The sequence below is a fragment of the Shewanella sp. W3-18-1 genome (assembly GCF_000015185.1).
Taxonomy (GTDB): Bacteria; Pseudomonadota; Gammaproteobacteria; order Enterobacterales; family Shewanellaceae; genus Shewanella; species Shewanella putrefaciens.
Genome location: NC_008750.1, coordinates 2,977,999 through 2,999,148 on the forward strand (window position 1 = coordinate 2,977,999; position 21,150 = coordinate 2,999,148).

Annotated in this window: 15 protein-coding genes and 3 tRNA genes; 10 read left to right on the forward strand and 8 right to left on the reverse strand. The window is 43.5% G+C overall.

The window, feature by feature from the left end; translation table 11 throughout:
- Positions 1-68: 68 nt before the first annotated feature.
- The 3 genes from SPUTW3181_RS13655 to SPUTW3181_RS13665 form a co-directional block, all read right to left on the reverse strand.
- Positions 69-144, reverse strand: a tRNA-His gene (locus SPUTW3181_RS13655).
- A 9-nt stretch (positions 145-153) separates the two neighbouring features.
- Positions 154-230, reverse strand: a tRNA-Arg gene (locus SPUTW3181_RS13660).
- Between the two features lie 109 nt (positions 231-339).
- Positions 340-416 (reverse strand) — tRNA-Pro (locus SPUTW3181_RS13665).
- A 366-nt stretch (positions 417-782) separates the two neighbouring features.
- Here SPUTW3181_RS13665 and folD point away from each other — a divergent pair.
- A complete protein-coding gene (folD, locus tag SPUTW3181_RS13670; RefSeq protein WP_011789893.1) occupies positions 783-1,637 on the forward strand; it encodes a bifunctional methylenetetrahydrofolate dehydrogenase/methenyltetrahydrofolate cyclohydrolase FolD in 855 nt (284 codons plus the stop codon).
- 185 nt (positions 1,638-1,822) lie between these two features.
- Here folD and cysS read toward each other — a convergent pair whose 3' ends face one another.
- Complete coding sequence (gene cysS / locus SPUTW3181_RS13675) at positions 1,823-3,202, reverse strand: cysteine--tRNA ligase (RefSeq protein WP_041408218.1); 1,380 nt, start codon at positions 3,200-3,202, stop codon at positions 1,823-1,825.
- Between the two features lie 140 nt (positions 3,203-3,342).
- Here cysS and SPUTW3181_RS13680 point away from each other — a divergent pair, with 140 nt between their 5' ends.
- Together SPUTW3181_RS13680 and SPUTW3181_RS13685 are read left to right on the forward strand one after the other, a co-directional pair.
- A complete protein-coding gene (locus tag SPUTW3181_RS13680) occupies positions 3,343-3,837 on the forward strand; it encodes a peptidylprolyl isomerase (RefSeq protein ID WP_011789895.1) in 495 nt (164 codons plus the stop codon).
- 9 nt (positions 3,838-3,846) lie between these two features.
- Positions 3,847-4,572: a UDP-2,3-diacylglucosamine diphosphatase gene (locus SPUTW3181_RS13685; RefSeq protein ID WP_011789896.1), complete on the forward strand. Its 726-nt coding sequence runs from the start codon at positions 3,847-3,849 to the stop codon at positions 4,570-4,572.
- Positions 4,573-4,642: 70 nt separating this feature from the next.
- Here SPUTW3181_RS13685 and miaE read toward each other — a convergent pair whose 3' ends face one another.
- Positions 4,643-5,407: a tRNA isopentenyl-2-thiomethyl-A-37 hydroxylase MiaE gene (gene miaE, locus SPUTW3181_RS13690; RefSeq protein ID WP_041408423.1), complete on the reverse strand. Its 765-nt coding sequence runs from the start codon at positions 5,405-5,407 to the stop codon at positions 4,643-4,645.
- Between the two features lie 282 nt (positions 5,408-5,689).
- Here miaE and SPUTW3181_RS13695 point away from each other — a divergent pair, with 282 nt between their 5' ends.
- Entirely contained in the window at positions 5,690-6,286 is a 597-nt protein-coding gene (locus SPUTW3181_RS13695; RefSeq protein WP_011789898.1) for a Yip1 family protein, read from the forward strand.
- Between the two features lie 99 nt (positions 6,287-6,385).
- On the opposite strand, the gene glnS is transcribed toward SPUTW3181_RS13695, so the two are convergent.
- The 3 genes from glnS to SPUTW3181_RS13710 form a co-directional block, all read right to left on the reverse strand.
- Positions 6,386-8,056 (reverse strand): glutamine--tRNA ligase, encoded by a 1,671-nt coding sequence (gene glnS, locus SPUTW3181_RS13700; RefSeq protein WP_011789899.1) that lies wholly within the window; start codon positions 8,054-8,056, stop codon positions 6,386-6,388.
- Between the two features lie 190 nt (positions 8,057-8,246).
- Positions 8,247-10,541 carry a Fe(2+) transporter permease subunit FeoB gene (gene feoB, locus SPUTW3181_RS13705; protein ID WP_011789900.1) on the reverse strand — a complete coding sequence of 765 codons (2,295 nt, stop codon included), beginning with the start codon at positions 10,539-10,541 and terminating at the stop codon, positions 8,247-8,249.
- Positions 10,534-10,773: a FeoA family protein gene (locus tag SPUTW3181_RS13710; RefSeq protein WP_011623257.1), complete on the reverse strand. Its 240-nt coding sequence runs from the start codon at positions 10,771-10,773 to the stop codon at positions 10,534-10,536. Before SPUTW3181_RS13710 ends, feoB begins: the two co-directional genes overlap by 8 nt.
- Positions 10,774-11,611: 838 nt before the next feature.
- Between SPUTW3181_RS13710 and SPUTW3181_RS13715 the strand changes: the two genes are divergently transcribed.
- From SPUTW3181_RS13715 to SPUTW3181_RS13740, 6 genes are all read left to right on the forward strand, one after another.
- Complete coding sequence (locus tag SPUTW3181_RS13715) at positions 11,612-14,113, forward strand: OmcA/MtrC family decaheme c-type cytochrome (RefSeq protein WP_011789901.1); 2,502 nt, start codon at positions 11,612-11,614, stop codon at positions 14,111-14,113.
- A 390-nt stretch (positions 14,114-14,503) separates the two neighbouring features.
- A complete protein-coding gene (locus SPUTW3181_RS13720; RefSeq protein ID WP_011789902.1) occupies positions 14,504-16,468 on the forward strand; it encodes an OmcA/MtrC family decaheme c-type cytochrome in 1,965 nt (654 codons plus the stop codon).
- A 69-nt stretch (positions 16,469-16,537) separates the two neighbouring features.
- Positions 16,538-17,539, forward strand: a complete 1,002-nt coding sequence (locus SPUTW3181_RS13725) for a DmsE family decaheme c-type cytochrome (protein WP_011789903.1) — start codon at positions 16,538-16,540, stop codon at positions 17,537-17,539.
- Between the two features lie 12 nt (positions 17,540-17,551).
- Positions 17,552-19,639 (forward strand): MtrB/PioB family decaheme-associated outer membrane protein, encoded by a 2,088-nt coding sequence (locus tag SPUTW3181_RS13730; protein ID WP_011789904.1) that lies wholly within the window; start codon positions 17,552-17,554, stop codon positions 19,637-19,639.
- Positions 19,640-19,823: 184 nt separating this feature from the next.
- Positions 19,824-20,429 (forward strand): hypothetical protein, encoded by a 606-nt coding sequence (locus tag SPUTW3181_RS13735; protein ID WP_011789905.1) that lies wholly within the window; start codon positions 19,824-19,826, stop codon positions 20,427-20,429.
- 32 nt (positions 20,430-20,461) lie between these two features.
- Positions 20,462-21,148, forward strand: a complete 687-nt coding sequence (locus tag SPUTW3181_RS13740; protein WP_011789906.1) for a uracil-DNA glycosylase family protein — start codon at positions 20,462-20,464, stop codon at positions 21,146-21,148.
- Positions 21,149-21,150: the final 2 nt, after the last annotated feature.

Below are 21,150 nucleotides of genomic sequence, written 5' to 3' on the forward strand. Positions count from 1 at the left end.
CGAATCTGAGGTATAAAAAAAGCGACCTTAGGTCGCTATTTTTATTTTGTACTCTAAGTACTAAAAAATGGGGTGACTGATGGGGCTCGAACCCACGACAACCGGAATCACAATCCGGGACTCTACCAACTGAGCTACAATCACCACTGAAACTGGTACGCCCGGCAGGATTCGAACCTGCGACCACCCGCTTAGAAGGCGGGTGCTCTATCCAACTGAGCTACGGGCGCATGGTGTACAGAATATTCTGCATCCTAACTGGCGTTGGATAGCATTTGGCTATCCATGTTATTCACTCATTTGAATTCAATTAAACTCTGTGAGCAAATAACAATAAAGTGGTCGGTGATAGAGGATTCGAACCTCTGACCCTCTGGTCCCAAACCAGATGCGCTACCGGACTGCGCTAATCACCGAAGATCTTACATTTTATTGGGTATCAACTCAGAGGATTCCCTCTGGCCCGCTCTCATCCAAAATCTAGATGCGTTATCGGACAGCGCTAATCACCGAAGGTCTCAAATATTATTTACTTATACACTACTACATAAGTATCCTTGAGAACGGAGCGCATCTTATCCCCTCACTTTACACCCGTCAACGATTTTTTTAACCGTTCACGCTAGATGCTGAATAATCAGTCGAATACGCTTTTTTTTATCCATTTCAGGTCGGCTTTAGCCATGACACACCCGTTACGCCCTGTTAAAATGGCCGCGATTGCCAATCTCTGTGTTAACTAGTGTTTTCACCATCGCCCATATAAAGGATATCCTACACCCATGACAGCCCAAATAATCGACGGCAAGGCGATTGCTCAATCCATCCGCACTAAGCTCAGCGAAAAAGTCACCGCCCGCAAAGAGGCTGGACAACGCGTACCGGGTTTAGCCGTAATATTAGTGGGAGCCGATCCCGCATCACAAGTTTATGTTGGCAGCAAACGTAAAGCCTGTGAAGAAGTTGGATTTATTTCTCGTTCATACGATTTAGAAACAAATTGCAGTGAAGATGAATTGCTGAGCCTTATTGATAGTCTGAATGATGATCCGACAATCGATGGCATTTTAGTGCAACTCCCATTACCCGCGCATATCGAAGATTCAAAAGTCATTGAACGCATTCGCCCCGATAAAGATGTCGATGGATTCCACCCCTATAATGTTGGGCGTTTAGCACAACGTATTCCTGTGCTGCGCTCTTGCACGCCGATGGGCATAATGACCTTAATTAAATCGACTGGTGTCGATACCTATGGTTTAGATGCGGTTGTAGTTGGTGCGTCGAATATCGTTGGCCGCCCGATGACCTTGGAATTACTGCTAGCGGGCTGCACAACAACGACATGTCATCGTTTTACTAAGAATCTTGAGCAAAAAATCCGCCAGGCTGATTTAGTGGTGGTTGCCGTGGGCAAACCCGGTTTTATTCCCGGTGAGTGGATAAAACCGGGCGCGATTGTGATCGATGTGGGCATTAACCGTTTAGACAACGGCACATTAGTCGGTGACGTGCAATATGAGGCTGCAGCGCAAAACGCCAGTTTTATTACGCCAGTACCTGGCGGTGTGGGACCGATGACGATTGCAAGCCTATTAGAAAACACCTTATATGCCGCAGAGCAGTATCATGACTAGGTTCTAGGTTCTAGGTTCTAGGTTCTAGGTTCTAGGTTCTAGGTTCTAGGTTCTAGGTTCTAGGTTCTAGGTTCTAGGTTCTAGGTTCTAGGTTCTAGGTTCTGCAAGCATAAAAAAAACCTGCATCATGCAGGTTTTTTATTGGCTAAAGATTATCTTGAGTTAAGAATATAGCTAAATTAAGCTTATTTCTTACGCCAAGTGGTGCCACTTGGGCCATCTTCCAAGACCACGCCCAGCTCATTCAAACGATTGCGGGCCACATCGGCGGCGGGCCAATCTTTTTCACTGCGAGCACGATTACGTTCAACGATTAAGGCTTCAATTTCAGCCACTTCATCGTCACTACCCTCGCCTTTAAAGAAGGCATCAGGATCTTGGCCTAACAGCCCAAGTACATCGGCTAATTGTTTCATTGCCACAGCAAGGGCAGACGCCTTAGCAATATCCGTCGCTTTTAGGCGATTAATGTCACGCACCATATCAAACAGCACTGAATAAGCTTCTGGGGTGTTGAAATCATCGTCCATTGCCGCTTTAAACTTAACAATAAACTCTTCAGCAGGCGCCGCTGCGACAGTCAAGTCGACATCTTTAATGGCCGTATACAAACGCTCTAACGCTGAGCGAGCCTGCTTCAAGTTATCTTCTGAGTAGTTCAGTTGACTACGATAATGACCTGATAATAGGAAGTAACGTACTGTTTCAGCATCATAATGACCAAGTACATCGCGAATGGTGAAGAAGTTGCCTAAGGACTTAGACATCTTTTCACGGTCAACCATTACCATGCCAGTGTGCATCCAGTAGTTGACGTATGGTGTGTCATGGGCACAGCAAGACTGGGCGATTTCATTCTCATGATGTGGGAACTGTAAGTCAGAGCCGCCACCATGAATATCAAAATGCAGACCTAGATGTTTGCTGTTCATGGCTGAACATTCGATATGCCAGCCAGGACGACCCGGTCCCCATGGGGATTCCCACGTTGGTTCGCCAGGTTTAGACATTTTCCACAACACAAAATCCATTGGATTTTGCTTGTTTTCGTCGACTTCAACTCGCGCACCGGCTTGCAGTTGATCTAAATTTTGCCCCGATAAACGGCCGTAATCAGGGTAAGATGCCACGCTAAAGAGCACATCGCCATCACTGGCAACATAGGCGTGACCACGGGCGAGTAATAACTCAACCATGTCGATAATTTCTGCAATGTGCAGTGTCGCGCGCGGTTCAAAATCGGGGCGCAGCATATTTAAGGCATCAAAATCTCGATGCATCTCGCCAATCAAACGCTCGGTTAAGGCTTCACAACTTTCGTTATTTTCGTTAGCGCGCTTGATGATTTTGTCATCGACATCGGTAATATTGCGCTGAAAATTCACCTCATAGCCCACATAGCGCAGGTAACGCACTATCATGTCAAAGGAAACAAAAGTACGGCCGTGACCAATATGACAGAGATCGTATATGGTCACACCACACACGTACATCCCAATTTTTCCGGGATTGATTGGCTTAAATTCCTGTTTTTGGCGGGTAATACTGTTGTAAATCTTCAACATCGGCATTCTCTTCAATGATACATTCAGGAGTAAAATCAAGGGGTCAGTCTATCACGGCCTAACGGGTTTTGAATACTGCACTTTGCGCGCAATCCGAGATAAGTTAGAATCGCGCCACTATTTACAGAGAGTATGAAAACATGATCACATTACACACCAATTTTGGCGACGTTAAACTGCAACTGAATGCTGAAAAAGCACCATTAACCGTAGCAAACTTTATGAAATATGTTGACGAAGGTTTCTTCGATGGCACTATTTTCCACCGTGTGATTGACGGTTTTATGATCCAAGGTGGTGGCTTCAACGAAGATATGAGCCAAAAGCGTTGTAACGAACCAGTGAAGAACGAAGCCAATAACGGTTTATCAAACCGCACTGGTACTGTTGCCATGGCACGTACTTCAGATCCCCACTCTGCTACTGCGCAGTTCTTCATTAATGTAAACGACAATACTTTTCTCGATTTTAAATCTGAAACCTCACAGGGCTGGGGCTACTGCGTATTCGGCGAAGTCGTTGAAGGTATGGACGTTATCGAAAAAATTAAAGCGGTCAGCACAGGCAATCGCGGCATGCATCAAGATGTGCCATTAGAAGCGGTTGTGATTGAAAAAGTTAGCGTCGCGGCATAATCACTGCGAATGCGAACTCTCTTTATAGGCGATCTACACCTGAGTGCAGATCGCCTTGATATAACCCAAGCGTTCACTCACTTTCTCGACACTGAGCTCGATGATGCTGATGCACTGTATATCCTAGGTGATTTATTTGAAGTCTGGGTGGGTGATGATATTGCCGCACCTTTTGCCCTTGAACTTGCGAATAAACTCAAACAAGTTTCACTGAAACTGCCAGTGTATTTTATCCATGGCAATCGTGATTTTATGTTAGGCAAACAATTTGCGCGCGCCGCAGGAATGCAAATATTGCCTGAAGTCACCTGCTTGAATTTATACGGAGTGAAAACGGTAATTTTACATGGCGATAGCTTATGTACATTAGATAAAGCCTATCAACGCTTTCGAAAACTGCGCAGTTTAGCGCTGGCTCGTTGGCTTTACGGGTGTTTATCTAAGAAAACTCGCCAAGGTATTGCCGATAACATTCGCAGCAAAAGTAAAAGCAGTAATAAGCATAAAAGCTATACCATCATGGATGTTGAACCTAACGCCGTAAATGCACTTCTGGCTAGAACACATGCGCAATATATGATCCACGGTCACACACATAGACCTGCAATTCATCAACTCGATAATGGCTGTAAACGCATCGTTGTTGGCGATTGGTATCAACAAGGCAGCGTACTGAGTGTGAGCCCTCAAGGGATTGACTTACAAAGCCTACCTTTCAGCCCACAGCAAGATTAAGTTTGTTGAAAATGAATTGATTAACAATTTATCTAAACCGTTAATCAATTCATCCACCTTACCATTTTACCTACACTGGTTGACCGCTATGAAAACGAAACTCATCATCTAGTGCCATGATCAATTCCGCTTCTTTCAGGCCAAAATAAGCAACTCTGTCACTGATATCTTCTGATGAAACTCGCTGTGCTAATTTGAGATAATCTTCATAATGTCTCGCCTCAGAGCGTAATAATGAGACATAAAACCGATTCAATTCATCATCTAAATAAGGGGCTAACTTAGCAAAGCGTTCACAGGATCGCGCTTCAATATAAGCGCCAACAATCAGTTTATCCCTTAAAATGTGTTTTTCATGGGTAGTAACATAGCTCATCATACCTTTGGCATAACGTCCTGCACGAATATTACGGTAAGGAATGTGCCTTGCGTGCATCAACTCTAATACTTGCTCAAAATGATGAAATTCTTCTTTAATCAAACGAATAAGTGGCTGAATTAAATCTATCGCAAATTCAAAATTTCCGTTTGGAATAAATTGAGTTGCCAACTCATTCTTTTTGGCATCACGACTAAGAAATTGCTCAATATCACGATCTTTCAGATAGACAAACTCTTCATAGGGTTTAGCCCACGCTAAAAGTAAGCGTCCACTATCCTTATCTAATGCATATCGTCTAAGTAAAAACATCGCTGTCTGCGCGGCTTTTAGCTCACAATTACAATGATCTATCAGTAACTCATCAAGGGATGTTGGTAATTTGGCATTATCAATCCAAGTTTGGGGCGTTTCACAACGAAGAAATGCATGAATAGGGGCAAGAAGTTGCTGCATAGCTTGACTCTCTATCATTTTGAAATATTTTGCCATTTTACGCATATTTACCCATAAGCTGTAGCATTAGCCTTCGGTAAACTTGACGATCTGAACTTTTTGTCCAATAAATAATCTACACTATAGAGAACTGAGATCGGGATCACATGAGATTTGTTTCTCAGTGTAACATCAATCTGAAATCAACAAGACAAACAAGATGTCGACTTAGATTGTAGAGCTGTTATCAGCTCGTCTGACGTTTGGCGAGCCATCCATCAATGCTGAACAAGGATAATTATAATGATACTAAATCATTTAATGGGGCTATACACTCATCCAAAACAAGAGTGGCAGGCAATCGAGAAAAACCATGAATCACTTAAAAGCAGCTTAAGTCATGTGTTGTTGATCGCGCTCATTCCGGCAATTTGTAGCTACATTGCCACCGCACATATTGGTTGGAATCCAGGTGCTGGTGAGCCTATATATTTAACCTCTCAAAGTGCAATATTTATGTCTGCAGGTATGTATTTTGGCCTAATTGCAGGTGTATTTGCCCTCGCTTATTTAGCCTATTGGATGGCAAAAACCTTCGATGCAAAACCAAGTTATACCCAAGCACTCGAACTTGCTTCTTATACTGCTACACCACTCTTTATGGTGGGGCTCGCGGCTCTTTACCCCGTTCTGTGGTTCATCATGATTGTAGGACTGATAGGCTTAGCTTACTCAATTTACCTTCTCTATACTGGCGTGCCCATCATTATGAATATCCCAGAAGAAAAAGGCTTTATCTATGCAAGTTCGATGGTGACGGCAGGCTTAGTACTTTTGGTGGGACTAATGGCGACCAGCGTTATTTTATGGAGTTTAGGTTTTGGACCTATGTATCAATAAGCTATTTATCTCGATTAAAAATTGACAATAAAAAAGAAGGCTCACGTGGCCTTCTTTTTATTTAACTCATGTTATACCCCAATTTACGGGGACTTAATCCTACTCAAAAGAGTCACGCAGCGCGACTGTTAAGTTGAAGACTAAATGATCAGCTGTAGAATCTTTATTATCAGCACAGAAATAACCTTCACGCTCAAACTGATACGCCTTCTCGGCTGGAGCATTGATTAGACTTGCTTCAACAAAACCATTTACTACGACCAAAGAGTCTGGGTTTAGGACTTCATCTACGGTCTCAGCAGCCGCCGGATTAGGATCGGTAAATAAACGTTGATACAAACGGAATTCAGCAGGTTTAGCAGTTGTTGCTTCAACCCAGTGGATCACACCTTTGACTTTGCGGCCATCGGCAGGGTTTTTACCTAAGGTTTCAGGATCATAAGTACAATAAACTGTTGTGATATTGCCTTCACTATCTTTATCACAACGCTCGGCCTTAATCACATAGGCGTTACGTAAACGCACTTCTTTACCCGCTACAAGACGTTTATATTGCTTATTGGCTTCTTCTTTAAAGTCAGCGATATCAATGAATATTTCACGGCCAAAAGCCAGTTCTCGCGTTCCCATACTTTCATCATTAGGGTGCGATGCGGCCTGAATCGTTTCGAGTTGACCTTCTGGATAATTTTCAATGATGACTTTTAATGGACGCAGGACCGCCATGGCGCGTGGTGCATGCTCATTAAGTTCTTCACGGATGCACGCATCGAGCATGCTGACTTCGATCATATTTTCTTGCTTAGTGACGCCAATACGTTGGCAAAACTCACGAATTGATGCAGGTGTATAACCACGACGGCGCAGACCTGCAATCGTTGGCATACGCGGATCATCCCAACCCGACACCAGTTTACGGGTCACTAAATCGTTTAACTTACGCTTAGACATCAAGGTATATTCAAGATTTAAACGCGAGAACTCATACTGACGAGTACGATTCGGCGCTTGAAAATCATCTAAATTATCGAGTACCCAATCGTATAAACGACGGTTATCTTGGAACTCTAACGTACATAACGAATGAGTAATATGTTCCAACGCATCAGAAATACAATGGGTGAAGTCATACATTGGATAAATGCACCACTTATCACCCGTTTGATGATGGTGGGCAAAACGAATACGATAAATAACCGGATCGCGCATGCACATAAATGGCGACGCCATATCTATTTTGGCACGCAATGCACACTCACCTTCTTTGAATTCACCTAAACGCATTTTTTCAAATAAACGCAGATTTTCTTCAACAGGTGTATCACGGTATGGACTATTTTTACCGGGTTCTTTTAGTGTTCCACGGTATTCGCGAGTTTCATCAGCATTCAAAAAACACACGTAGGCCAAACCTTTATTAATCAGTTCAACCGCATATTGATGTAATTGATCAAAATAATTTGATGAATAACGAACATCGCCATCCCACTGGAATCCAAGCCAACGAACATCTGCCTGGATAGAATTCACATAATCAATGTCTTCTTTTTCAGGATTGGTATCGTCAAAACGTAAATTACATAGACCATTATAGTCACGTGCTATGCCAAAGTTTAAACAGATAGACTTAGCATGACCTATATGCAAATAACCATTCGGCTCAGGCGGAAAACGGGTCTGCACACTTGTATGCTTACCGCTTTGCAAATCCTCATCGATGATATTACGAATAAAGTTACTCGGACGTACTTCAGTGTCCACATGACTCATGGAATTCCTCTTTGCGAACAATGGCTATTTTAAGAAAAGCAGCATGATCCTACAGATCACTACTTGTTACAATGCCTAGTGCTAAAAACTCTGATTTTTAGACAGCCTGGGGGTTATTGCCACGATAGTAAAACAATAAAAGCAGCCTTGAAAGCTGCTTTTATCTTTGTGTCTACTAAGCTGACATTTCTTACTCAGTAATGATACGGATCCCAGGGATAATTTGCTGCGTACGACGTCCCTTACGCTTTAACCACAAGTAAAAACCAGCTAAAGCAAGCAAGAAGAACCCAATCCACAAACTCGATTGCATTGGATGCTCATTAAAGGTGGCCGCTTGGTACACAATTGTCGCAGAACCATAAGCCAGTGAGAAAGTCCAAGTTGCCGCAAATGTTGCCCAGCGAGAACCAAACTCGTTCACCAACGCCCCCATTGCAGCCACACAGGGAGTATAAAGCAAGATAAACAGTAAGTAGGAGAATGCCGCTATTTTAGTGGTAAATCCGGACTGCAATGCACTAAAGGTTGAGTTTGCTACGCCTTGAGACTCGGCCGCAACTTCCGTATTTGATACATCGCCCACAGATAATTTAAGCGGATCTTCTAAGTCTAAACCGAATAAGTTAGCAGGTATTGTGGCTAAAGCTTCATTAAAGCTATCCATTAACGGAGCTAATTCTGCATCCTCTGGCACTGCACTGGTATACAGACTATTTAATGTGCCCACAACAGCTTCTTTAGCAAAAATCCCCGTAATGATCCCCACCGTCGCAGGCCAGTTATCTTGCTCAAGTCCCATCGGTGCGAACACGGGTGTCACTTTCTGGCTTGCTACACTCAGTAAGGATGCTTGGCTATTTTCATGCCCAAAACTACCATCAACCCCAATTGCATTAATAAAGTTCAATAGTGTCACAACTAAAACAATGGTCTTACCCGCCCCTAAGATAAAGCTCTTCGTTCGCTTACCTGTGCGCACCATCACTGCTTTAAGCTTAGGTAATTCGTAACTGGGTAATTCCATAACAACAGCACTGCTGGTACCGGGTAATAAAGTACTTCTGAGCAATAATCCAGTACCAATCGCCGCAAAGATCCCAATGATATAGAGTAAAAAGACTAAATTTTGCCCTGAATCTTGGAAAAAAGCGGCAGCAAACAACGCATATACCGGTAGACGTGCACCACAGGACATAAAAGGCGCCATCATACCAGTGACGATTCGTTCACGTTCACTTCCTAAGGTGCGTGTTGCCATAATGGCAGGCACTGAACAGCCAAACCCGACTATCATAGGCACGAAAGCTTTGCCGGGTAGCCCGATACGACGCATTAAACCGTCAACTACAAACGCCGCACGCGCCATATAGCCAGAACTTTCAAGAATAGACAAACCAAGGAACAGGGCTGCAATGACAGGGATAAAAGTGGATACCGTTTGAATACCTTGGCCAACGCCACCCGCTAAGATGGTGACTAACCAGTCTGGTGATCCCATACTCGTTAAGAAAGCACCAAAATGATCGACAAATAAGGCGCCCGCAAACACATCGAAGAAATCGATAAAGGCACTGCCGATGTTAATGCTGAACATAAACATCAAGTACATCACAAACAAAAATACAGGAATGCCAAACACAGGATGCAATACGAGTTTATCGAGTTTATCGCTTAATGTAAGGAAACCATCCGCCTTCACAGAACCTTGGAACACACGCTCAACAAAATTAAAACGTGTGGTCGCCACCATGACTTCAATATCATGTCCTTGTTGTGCAATCAGTTGAGTGCAAACATTAACCTCACTCTGCAACTCCGCATTTTTGCAACTACCACACCCAGAACCATTACCAAGCATCGCCAGTGCCCGACCACGGCTAAGATTAGGATCTTTACGACAAAGTAACTGTACACCCGCTTCAATTTGCTCATCATAATCGAGCATAAGTGGCGCCTCAGAAACTCGCCCTTGTAGCAAATCAAGCACCTGAGCCTGCACTTTTTCAACATCGGCAGGATCGCGCGAGCACACGCCAATGACAGGACAGCCCAACTCTTGGCTCATTTTCTGTAAATCAACTTTAATGCCGCGTTTAATGGCCGCATCAATTTTATTCAGTACCACCACCATAGGAATAGCAAGCTCACGCAACTGAGCGGTAAGATATAGATGGCGTTCAATATTCGTGGCATCGACTAAGTTAATAATGCCATCAATACGTTGCTCAGCTAAATATTGCTGGGCAATCTGTTCATCAAGGGAGCAATCACAACTGTTACCCGCGGGAAGTAAATCGTAAATACCTGGTAAATCAGTTAAATAAACATCAGCACCATTTAGGGTGAAATGTCCGGTCTTTTTCTCAACGGTCACACCAGACCAGTTACCCACTTGTTGATTCGCACCAGTGAGTGCGTTAAAGAGTGTCGATTTACCCGCATTAGGGTTACCAACTGTGACGCAATGAAACTGCTTAGTCATTCGCCTTTTCCACCTCAATGATGTCTGCCAAATCTCTACGCATGCAAAGTTTACTGCCACGAATATCCAGTTCTAAACCTGACCCCATGGGCGCTCGTCTAATCAAGGAAAATCGCGTATTTGGCGTGATACCCATAGATAATAATTTGCGCTTTACTGTTTGTGGCAAATCCAAACGCCCGATTTCAGAAATAATGCCACGGTCACCGGGACTAAGTTCGCTTAACTTCATTACGTATTCCACCTTGCAACAGGTTCAAGCTTGAAAAAACTGCACCTATTGTAGCTGAGCGATATTGCTAATAACTTTACCTAGATCAACCTTTTTGACTGGTAACGATAATAGTTTTCAATTGTGTTGGGTATTATGTGATAAAAATCCCAATGAATAAACGACCAACTGAAAATAAAAATACCTCTCAAGCAATCATGGACGCCTGTAAACGCCCAAAAGGTTAATGAAACGTAAGGTAAACCTATTCTAAATTCGATTTTACTGACACAAGCAATTACCACTATCACGATAAAAATCATCTATCTTTACAATCAAAAAGTATAAATTTTGTTACGCAATCATCATAAAAATACTCTAACCTTAAGCAGTGCTAAATTAGCAATATAAAATAAAAAGTAACAAAAGAATGCGTGAGTAAACAGCAGCAGATTGGATATTTGATACAAAAACCATCAAATTGAATGTCAGCATGATACCGACAGAGCCTTAGCAATCCATAACGTAAAAACGGCACTAAACCCTAATAGATGAAGTAAAAAATCGATGCATAGCTGAACTCAAGCGCTCTCGAATCGGCCCTTATGTTGCAGGTCTTAATGGCCTATCACTATGGATAAAAAGGAACTCATTTTATGCAAGCATCTAGTACTTTATCTACCCCTAAAGAAATAGTCAGATCTCAATCACATTACCCACCTAAAGTGACTGATAAATACCAGTGACTTACGTTAGCCTTACAAGTGGAAAATAATTCCACACATTTTATGCACATAATGAGATTAATTCTTATTTACTATGCATTTGATGATGATTACAACTATTGCAGGGAAATATCATGATGAAACGGTTCAATTTCAATACCGCAACCAAAGCGATGTTGGGTGCCGGTTTACTTTCACTCCTACTCGCAGGTTGCGGTGGCAGTGATGGTAACGATGGTGCTGACGGGCAACCAGGCCCAGTTGGCTTAGATATCGCTCAAGCGACAACGCTTAAAGCCAGTCTTGAAAATGTAAAAATTGAAAGCGGTACAACCAGCGTTGATATAGTACTGACCAACGCCAATGGCGTACCAGTAACGGGCTTAGAACAATATGCCCAAGTAAATGCACTTGCTTTAGGTATCGCAAAACTCGCGCCAGAAAGTGGTAAAGGTTATAAAGCGCCACAATGGATCAGCTATATCAACTCAGTCAAAGCCGCAGATCCCGCACGCAGCCTAGCAAATTATAGCTACACCGAAGGTGACGTGACGAAAGAAGTCAAGTTCACCCCTGGTGACGCCATTCAAGCTAACATAGAATCTAGCTGTAAAACCAATTGCTTAAAAGTTGTGGACAACGGTGTTTATCGTTACACGTTCCAAACTAACTTAAGCACATTAGCACCTATTGAAGGTCTTGACTTAAGTTACGACCCGACCTTGATACACCGCATCAGCTTAGAGCTTCAAACAGACGGAAGTAAATCAGCTAAGTTGATCAATACGCATATCGACTTCTTACCAAGTGATAATTTCAGAGTGGCTAACCCCACTGAAACTCGCACAGTGGTTGATTTAGAAGCTAACTGTATTAAATGTCACAGTACAAACTATGCTGACACTTCTGCAACAGCCAAACCACTTGCACTTCACGGTGGTAGACGTATTGCGATTGGCAACTGCCAAGTTTGTCACACTAGCTATAGTAAAGATCCAGAAACGGGTGCATCACTGGATATGGGCGCAATGGTCCATGCCATCCACAAAGGCACCTATACTATGGTCGGTTATAGTGGTACAGCCTATGACTTTAGCGGCACTATGGCTAAAGCGGCAGCCCAGAATGGCTACCCACAATATCGTGCAGGTAAAGATGTGTCTGAGCGTGTCACTCTGCCAGTCGATATTGGAAGCTGCCAATCTTGCCACAGTACAGATGCTAAAGGCCCTGTTGATGCCGCAAACTTCAAGCATCATAAAGGGTTAGCTTGTGCTTCTTGCCATATGACAGGCTTTAATCCTGTTGATAACAGCGAATGGTTAACTCCACCAGAAGGTCAAAAAGACCGCGGATTTGTGGGTAACTACTTCCACTACTATGCAACCCCTGAGATTGATGGAATCCCTGGTGCAGATCTTGTAAATGTATTCCAAAACGGTGGTTGTGCATCTTGCCACGCAGCAGAAGGTGAAGAAGGTAGTGCAAAATACCATCTAGCCAAAGCGAATGTGACTAAGAGCGTCCGTGATGAATATGCTTATAAGCTAGGTAACGGTACTTTTGATGTGTCCGGTAATAAATTAACATTTACCGTACAATGGCACAGCGATGTTGCACCTAAAGATGATAAAGCCGTTAAAGAGTTATGGTTAGTGGCTGCAGCATTAGATGGTGAGTACAAAATAGGATATAAATCTTCAACATTTGGCAGTCATCCTGGTCGTTTCTCTGTCAATCTTGTAAAAGAGTATCCCGCCATCACTATGGTACAAGATGGTAAGACACTGACTTATACTATCTCTGGCATCACACAACCCGATATGATTGCGCTGAAAAGAGGAACCCTGTCAGCCAAGCTATTCGTATGTGCTGATCCAACAGAGACAAAAGCGGTAGATTGCACCGATACCACTGTCACCAATAAAACAGAAGTCATTATCGCGGCAAATCAAGCAAACTTTGCAAGCGCAACTGCTGGTGATCCTGCTTTTGTGGCTCGCACCGTTGTTGCATCTGAAGCAAAATGCGCAAATTGCCATGGTAAACAAGCAGACTTCTCTGTTTCACACTCTCGTGTCAGACCTACGGGCGCTGCCGATAGTGGTTGTAGCAGTTGTCATACATCACAACCTAACACAGCCGTTAATCTAACGGATGGTAGCTGTGTTAGCTGTCATAATGACTCACTGACTGCGGCAAACAGCACAGGCCATAGTGCGAATAGAGCAAAAGCCTTTAGCCGTGGTTTTGATTTCAAAGTGATGGTTCACCAAATACATGCTAATACACGTAGCGGTCGTTTCGGTAACTACACCACCGATATTACCTTCCCTGAAAACGTAGCAAACTGCGCAGTTTGCCACGATAAAGGCCAACTGAGCTTAGCTAAACTGGGTGACAAGCACGTGTTTAATGCAAGCACTGGTGAATACTCACCTACCGTTGCAGCTTGTGCTTCGTGCCATGCGCCAACGGCTGAGGGTAACAGTGCTGTGATTGGTCACTTCGAGAATAACGGTGGTGTGTACAATGGTACTGCGGGTACTTACACCCCTGGTAGCGAAACCTGTGCAACCTGTCACGGTGAAGGTAAAGCATTTGGTGTGGATAAAGTTCACCCAGTGAAGTACTAATATTATTTATCACTAACAGATAATTAATCTCTAAAATCCCTCACCTCGGTGGGGGATTTTTTTTGCCAAAACCACAGCCACTTTGTAGCCAAAAATTTCAGCAAAGCAGCAATAGTTGACAGACTATTATCAATGTCAAACCTGTGTTTTTTTTACGCTAAATTCAATTTAGCCCTTAGGTTTAACTACCTCTTTAGAAATAGAAAGATCCAAGTCACACATTAGCAAAGGCCTTGGAGATTTTAACGGCATGTTAGGTTAGCCTTTCCTTGGGGAATTCTATTTCCAGCATTAACTTAAGTCGCCTCTAGTTATCAAAAACACAGACATAGAATCTGTATGAGCTAGAATATAAGCGGTTAAGCAATGCCAAACCTATGCAGGGAAAAAATGATGAACGCATATAAATCTAAAATCGCACTGCTGTTAGCAGCAAGTGCAGTCTCTATGGCCTTAGTGGGCTGTGGTGGCAGCGATGGTAATGATGGTAATCCTGGAGAACCTGGTGGCGAGCCTGCTGGTGCAATCCAAACATTAAACTTCAACTTTGAGAAAGCCTTAATAAAGGACGGCTTGCCGAGCCTTCAATTTCGGGTAACTAACGAAGATGATATGCCCGTTGTCGGGCTTCAATATTTCAAGTTTTACGCTGAGCAACTGGTTCCTCAGGGAGCAACAGGTGCTGGTGATGCGTCAAAATGGCAGTATCTTATCGATGAAACTTGTGATTTAACACCTGCAGTCAAAAAATGTACTGGTACGTTAGTCGATCACAAAAATGGTACCTACAGCTATGACTTCGGTACTAACCTCAAAACAAGTACCCGTGCAACCTATAACGGTGAGTTAGCCCAGCGTATTGTACTGAATAACTATGTTCGCGGCAGTACACCAGCACCATTACCTGATGGCACCACGCTACCTGTCTTTACTGGCATATTTGACTATATGGCAGACACGGGTGCTGATGCGACTTATAGCCGTAAAATCGTTGCAACTGAAAGCTGTAATACTTGCCACGATAAAGTGATTAACGCCAAACATTACACCAATGATGTTAATTTCTGTGCGAGTTGCCATACTCCTGGCCGAGTAAAAGCAGGCAATGAATTTAATGTGTTAGTCCATGCTAAGCATAAAGACTTAACCTTAAATGCATTAGATAGCTGTCAAAGCTGCCACGCTGAAAGTGATGCCGCGCCAGATTGGAGTAATTGGTCACGTATCCCAACCGCTGCTACCTGTGGTAGCTGTCACAGCACAGTGGACTTTGCCGCAGGTAAAGGCCATTCACAACAGCTTGATAACTCAAACTGTATCGCCTGTCATAACAGTGCTTGGACCGCTGAACTTCATACGGTGAAAACCGCTAATAAGAAAGCGGTTATCGCTCAATTAGGTATGGCTGCAACATTGGTTGGTCAAGCCGATGATACCGCTGTCCTCACTGTATCCATCCTAGATAAAGACGGTAAGGCGATTGATGCAGCAAGCGTACAGAGTAAAATTAAGCGTTTAGAAAGTATCACTAACGTGGGTCCAAACTTCCCAATTATGGGCTACAACCCAAGTCCAGGTAGTGGTAAAGCTAAAATCGCTAAAGACCTCGTTAAAGATGGTGCACTGCAAGAGGGTGTTACTCTTGTTGACGGTAAACTGGTATTTACGACCCCTGCACTGCCTTTCGGTGCTGGCGATACGGATACCGCCTTTACCTTTATCGGTCTAGAAATGTGTAGCTCAGGCTCTAGCTTAATCGCTTGTGCAACGGGTAGTGAAACCACCAGTATGAAAGCTGAGTTAGCCTTTGGTACCAAATCTGGTAATGCGCCAAGCATGCGCCATATCAATTCAGTGAAATTTGATACTTGTGTAGGCTGTCACAGTGATACATTTGAAATTCACAAAGGTCACCATGCGGGCTTTGTGATGACAGAACAATTAGGTCGCCAGCTTAATGGCAAAATGACCGTTGGTGTTGATGCTTGTGTCACCTGCCATACCCCAGATGGTACTTACGCAAGTGGTGCTAACAAAGGTGCATTGGAGATGAAATTACACGTTGTTCACGGTAAACAAGGTGTCATCAAAGAATGTACTCAATGTCATAACGACTTCAACCTCGATTCATTCAAGGTCAAAGGTGCGCTGGCAACTACTGCGGGTAAATACACCACACCAATCACAGCCACTTGTATTTCATGCCATACGCCAGAATCCATTGGCCACGGCTTAGAAAATATGGGCGCGATTGTGAACGGTGATTACACCCAAGCCAACCAGGCAGTGCAGTCAGAAACCTGTTTCTACTGTCATAAACCCACTCCAACAGATCACACTCAAGTGAAAATGTAATTTGCCCAAGCGGGGGGAGTCTAACTCCCCCTTTCTTGAAATTTGTTGGGACAAATTGGGAAGCCTATTATGAAGAACAACTTAAGAATGAAAAAGTTACTACCTACACTTGCCATTTCTTTGGCGATGTCGGTAGTCATGTCATTGTGTCTTGCTCCGAGTGCTCATGCCTCGAAGTGGGATGAAAAAATGACGCCAAAGGAAGTCGAAGCCACCTTAGATAAAAAGTTCGCTGAAGGGAGTTATTCTCCTAAAGGGGCGGATTCTTGTTTAATGTGTCACAAAAAGTCTGAAAAAGTCATGGACCTCTTCAAAGGTGTTCATGGTGCGATTGATTCCTCTAAGAGCCCAATGGCTGGCCTACAATGTGAAGCCTGTCATGGTCCAATGGGGAATCACAATAAAGGTGGCAATGAACCGATGATCACTTTCGGTAAGCAATCCACCTTAAGTGCCGACAAACAAAACAGTGTCTGTATGGGCTGTCACCAAGATGACAAACGTATGTCTTGGAATGGTGGTCACCATGACAATGCCGATGTTGCCTGTGCCTCTTGTCACCAAGTTCACGTAGCCAAAGATCCTGTGTTATCAAAAAACACTGAGATGGAAGTGTGTACTAGCTGCCATACCAAGCAAAAAGCAGATATGAATAAACGCTCAAGTCATCCATTAAAATGGGCTCAAATGACCTGTAGCGATTGTCATAATCCCCATGGGAGCATGACGGATTCCGATCTTAATAAGCCTAGCGTCAACGAAACCTGTTATGCCTGTCACGCTGAAAAACGCGGCCCAAAACTTTGGGAGCATGCACCCGTTACTGAAAATTGCGTCACTTGCCACAATCCTCACGGTAGTGTGAATGATGCCATGCTAAAAACCCGCGCACCTCAGTTGTGTCAGCAATGTCATGCCAGCGACGGCCACGCCAGTAATCCATATTTAGGAAACACTGGTTTAGGCTCAAACGTGGGTGATAATGCCTTTACGGGTGGAAGAAGCTGCTTAAATTGCCATAGTCAGGTTCATGGTTCAAACCATCCATCTGGCAAGCTATTACAGCGCTAAGGAGAAGAGAAAATGAAATTTAAACTCAATTTGATCACTCTGGCGTTATTAGCAAATACCGGGTTTGCCGTTGCTGCTGATGGTTATGGCATTGCTAATGCCAACACTGAAAAGGTCAAACTTTCAGCATGGAGCTGTAAGGGCTGCATCGTTGAAACGGGCGTATCTGGTACTGTGGGTGTGGGCGTTGGTTATAACAGCGAGGATGATATTCGCTCGGCTAATGCTTTTGGCACCTCAAATGAAGTCGCAGGCAAATTTGACGCTGACTTAGCCTACAGTGGTGAAAAAGGTTATCGCGCCAACATTGATGCCTACCAGTTAGGCATGGATGGCGGGCGTTTAGACGTTAATGCGGGCAAACTTGGCCAGTACAATGTTAATGTTAATTACCGCCAAATTGCGACTTACGACACCAATAACGCCTTAACACCTTACTCAGGTATTGGTGGAAATAACTTAACATTGCCAAGCAATTGGATTACTGCTGGTTCTAGCAGCCAAATGCCGTTATTGATGGATAATCTGAACTCACTCGAACTGTCACTCAAACGTGAACGTATGGGGTTGGGTTTTGCGTATCAAGGCGAATCGCTGTGGAGCACCTATGTGAACTACATGCGTGAAGAAAAAACCGGATTAAAACAAGCATCTGGTAGTTTCTTTAACCAATCCATGATGTTAGCAGAGCCTGTGGATTACACCACAGACACCATTGAAGCGGGTATTAAGCTTAAGGGTGATCGTTGGTTTACTGCACTTAACTATAATGGTTCTATTTTCAAAAATGAGTACAACCAGTTAAATTTTGACAGTGCTTTCAACCCCACTTTTGGTGCTCAAACCAAAGGATCGATAGCCCTTGATCCTGATAACCAGTCACATACTGTGTCATTGATGGGTCAATATAATGACAATACCAATGTGGTATCTGGCCGTCTTCTTGCGGGACAAATGAGCCAAGATCAAGCGCTAGTAACGTCTGGTTATGGTTTTCAGATCCCGACCGAAGCGGTTGATGCCAAAGTTGATCTTCTCGGTATGAACTTGAAGTTAGTGAGTAAAGTCACTAACTCCTTGCGCTTAAGCGGCAGTTACGACTACCACGACCGCGATAATAATACCCAGATTGAAGAATGGACGCAGATCAGCATCAATAATGTCAACGGTAAAGTGGCTTATAACACACCTTACGATAATCGTAGCCAACGCTTTAAAGTGGCGGCAGATTACCGTATTACCCAAGGCATGAAGCTTGATGGCGGTTATGACTTCAAACGTGACGAACGTAATTATCAAGACCGTGAGACCACGGATGAGAATACCGTTTGGGCACGTTTTAGAGTCAATAGCTTTGAGATGTGGGACATGTGGGTAAAAGGCAGCTATGGCCAACGTGATGGCTCGCAGTATCAAGCCTCCGAATGGACATCTTCTGAAACCAACAGCCTGTTACGTAAGTATAATTTGGCTGACCGTGACAGAACCCAAGTAGAAGCACGTATCACCCACACGCCTATCGATAGTCTAACCATTGATGTTGGTGCCCGTTATGCGCTTGATGATTATACCGACACAGTAATTGGTTTAACGGAGTCAAAAGACACCAGTTATGATGCCAATATCAGTTATATGATCACCACTGACTTACTGGCAACGGCGTTCTACAACTACCAAATCATTGAATCTGAACAAGCGGGCACCAGCAATTACAGCAATCCAACTTGGACAGGCTATATCGAAGATAAGGTTGATGTCGTTGGTGCTGGCATTAGTTACAACAATTTACTTGAGAACAAGCTACGTATGGGATTGGATTACACTTATTCAAACTCCGACAGTAACACTCAAGTAAGACAAGGTATCACTGGCGACTATGGTGATTATTTTGCCAAAGTACATAACATTAATTTATATGCTCAATATCAAGCGACCGAGAAAATGGCTTGGCGCTTAGATTATAAAGTTGAGAACTATAAAGATAATGACGCCGCGAATGATATCGCTGTTGATGGCATTTGGAACGTCGTAGGCTTTGGCAGCAATAGCCATGACTACACGGCACAGATGATCATGCTAAGCATGAGCTACAAACTCTAACGCTCAATATGTTTAAATCCAAAAGCCCGCATTTTGCGGGCTTTTGTTTAAGCGCTACGACAAGCAAAAATCTTGAATAAGATCAGACTCTGGAGTGAAAGTCCGTTGATAAAAACCATATTTCTTGAGTTTTAGCTCACTTTAGCGGATCTTAATTCAATCTTTTGGTTAATCGTTTGAGCCCATGCAAATTAAGTCTTCCATCTTCCCACATCAATGGTTGTCATCATTGCCCACGTTATTGTGCCTAAGCCTGCTACCCTTACCCGCTTCAGCCTTTGACGCCTCTGGCGGTATTGCCAGTATTTTTATCATTTTAGGATTAGGTGGTTTTACCTTACTTAACTTATTTTTACAGGGGTTATTCTTTTGGGCTGGTAAGTATCGTAGCAAGCGTTTTACCTATGGTCATGTCTTAAGCGCATCGCTTATCCCCATTATTAGCCTAGTACTGGCCCTTTATGATCATCGAGGATGGAGCGACTTTGCCCTTAACTTTGGCATTATTTGTGTTGGCACAGGCTTAATATTACTGCCATTACAACTGAATAAAATTGATAAAGTCACCAACCGCAATGCTGACTGGATTTTAAGTATCGGCGCACTCATTCTCTTTTTATTAAGTTATTTAATCCCGCCTTTGTGTTTTTTTACGCTTGTCGTTGCCCATATTTGCCTTGCATCTACGCCAAGTAAAATGCCTAAACTCTTAAGCTATCTTGGTTTAGCACTAGGTTACACACTATTGATTTATTGGCTCTATCAAACAGTTATCATGCTGCAACACTAATGAAAATAGCCACTCAAGGTGCATGTACAAGTATGCCAAATTCAGCATCCATCACATCTTTATTAGCAAAGATAAGGGCATGCAATCAGTGCCAAGCCCATTTGCCCTTAGCAGCTAAACCCATATTACAAGCAAGTCGCCAAGCGCGAATTTTAATTGCAGGCCAAGCACCGGGGATTAAAACCCACGATAAAGGCATCCCGTTCGACGATGCTAGCGGTGAGCGGCTACGCTCTTGGTTAAATGTCACTCGGGAGCAATTTTACAATCCAGCCCTTTTTGCCATCATTCCTATGGGATTTTGTTTCCCTGGCAGTATTGAAAGAAACGGTAAGAAGCAAGGTGATAAACCACCCCGCCCCGAATGCGCCGCCACTTGGCATCCTCAATTATTAGCATTAATGCCACAAATTGAGCTGATAGTGATCCTAGGGCAATATGCCATCGATTATCATCTTCCCCGCGAACTTTTTACCGAATCTACCACGCCACTGGATAAACTAGATACGGCAACGCACACACCTCGCAAACTCAAACAAAAGTCCATCACAGTGACGCAAGCAACTGAGCAATGGCAACAATGTTGGCCAACGTATATTGTGTTACCTCACCCTAGCCCACGTAATAACCGTTGGCTTAAGCAACATCCTGAGTTTGAAACAGATCAGTTACCGAGATTAAGAGCGCGTGTTTTATCCCTATTACAGCAGCAAGACTAGGC

What these genes read in the sequence shown, in the direction of transcription:
- SPUTW3181_RS13720 (WP_011789902.1), top strand. Translation starts at nt 14,504, where the DNA reads ATGATGAACGCATATAAATCTAAAATCGCACTGCTGTTAGCAGCAAGT.
- SPUTW3181_RS13740 (WP_011789906.1), top strand. Translation starts at nt 20,462, where the DNA reads ATGCCAAATTCAGCATCCATCACATCTTTATTAGCAAAGATAAGGGCA.
- miaE (WP_041408423.1), bottom strand. Translation starts at nt 5,407, where the DNA reads ATGCAGCAACTTCTTGCCCCTATTCATGCATTTCTTCGTTGTGAAACG.
- SPUTW3181_RS13725 (WP_011789903.1), top strand. Translation starts at nt 16,538, where the DNA reads ATGAAGAACAACTTAAGAATGAAAAAGTTACTACCTACACTTGCCATT.
- SPUTW3181_RS13715 (WP_011789901.1), top strand. Translation starts at nt 11,612, where the DNA reads ATGATGAAACGGTTCAATTTCAATACCGCAACCAAAGCGATGTTGGGT.
- SPUTW3181_RS13680 (WP_011789895.1), top strand. Translation starts at nt 3,343, where the DNA reads ATGATCACATTACACACCAATTTTGGCGACGTTAAACTGCAACTGAAT.
- glnS (WP_011789899.1), bottom strand. Translation starts at nt 8,056, where the DNA reads ATGAGTCATGTGGACACTGAAGTACGTCCGAGTAACTTTATTCGTAAT.
- SPUTW3181_RS13710 (WP_011623257.1), bottom strand. Translation starts at nt 10,773, where the DNA reads ATGAAGTTAAGCGAACTTAGTCCCGGTGACCGTGGCATTATTTCTGAA.
- folD (WP_011789893.1), top strand. Translation starts at nt 783, where the DNA reads ATGACAGCCCAAATAATCGACGGCAAGGCGATTGCTCAATCCATCCGC.
- cysS (WP_041408218.1), bottom strand. Translation starts at nt 3,202, where the DNA reads ATGTTGAAGATTTACAACAGTATTACCCGCCAAAAACAGGAATTTAAG.
- SPUTW3181_RS13735 (WP_011789905.1), top strand. Translation starts at nt 19,824, where the DNA reads ATGCAAATTAAGTCTTCCATCTTCCCACATCAATGGTTGTCATCATTG.
- SPUTW3181_RS13730 (WP_011789904.1), top strand. Translation starts at nt 17,552, where the DNA reads ATGAAATTTAAACTCAATTTGATCACTCTGGCGTTATTAGCAAATACC.
- SPUTW3181_RS13685 (WP_011789896.1), top strand. Translation starts at nt 3,847, where the DNA reads ATGCGAACTCTCTTTATAGGCGATCTACACCTGAGTGCAGATCGCCTT.
- feoB (WP_011789900.1), bottom strand. Translation starts at nt 10,541, where the DNA reads ATGACTAAGCAGTTTCATTGCGTCACAGTTGGTAACCCTAATGCGGGT.
- SPUTW3181_RS13695 (WP_011789898.1), top strand. Translation starts at nt 5,690, where the DNA reads ATGATACTAAATCATTTAATGGGGCTATACACTCATCCAAAACAAGAG.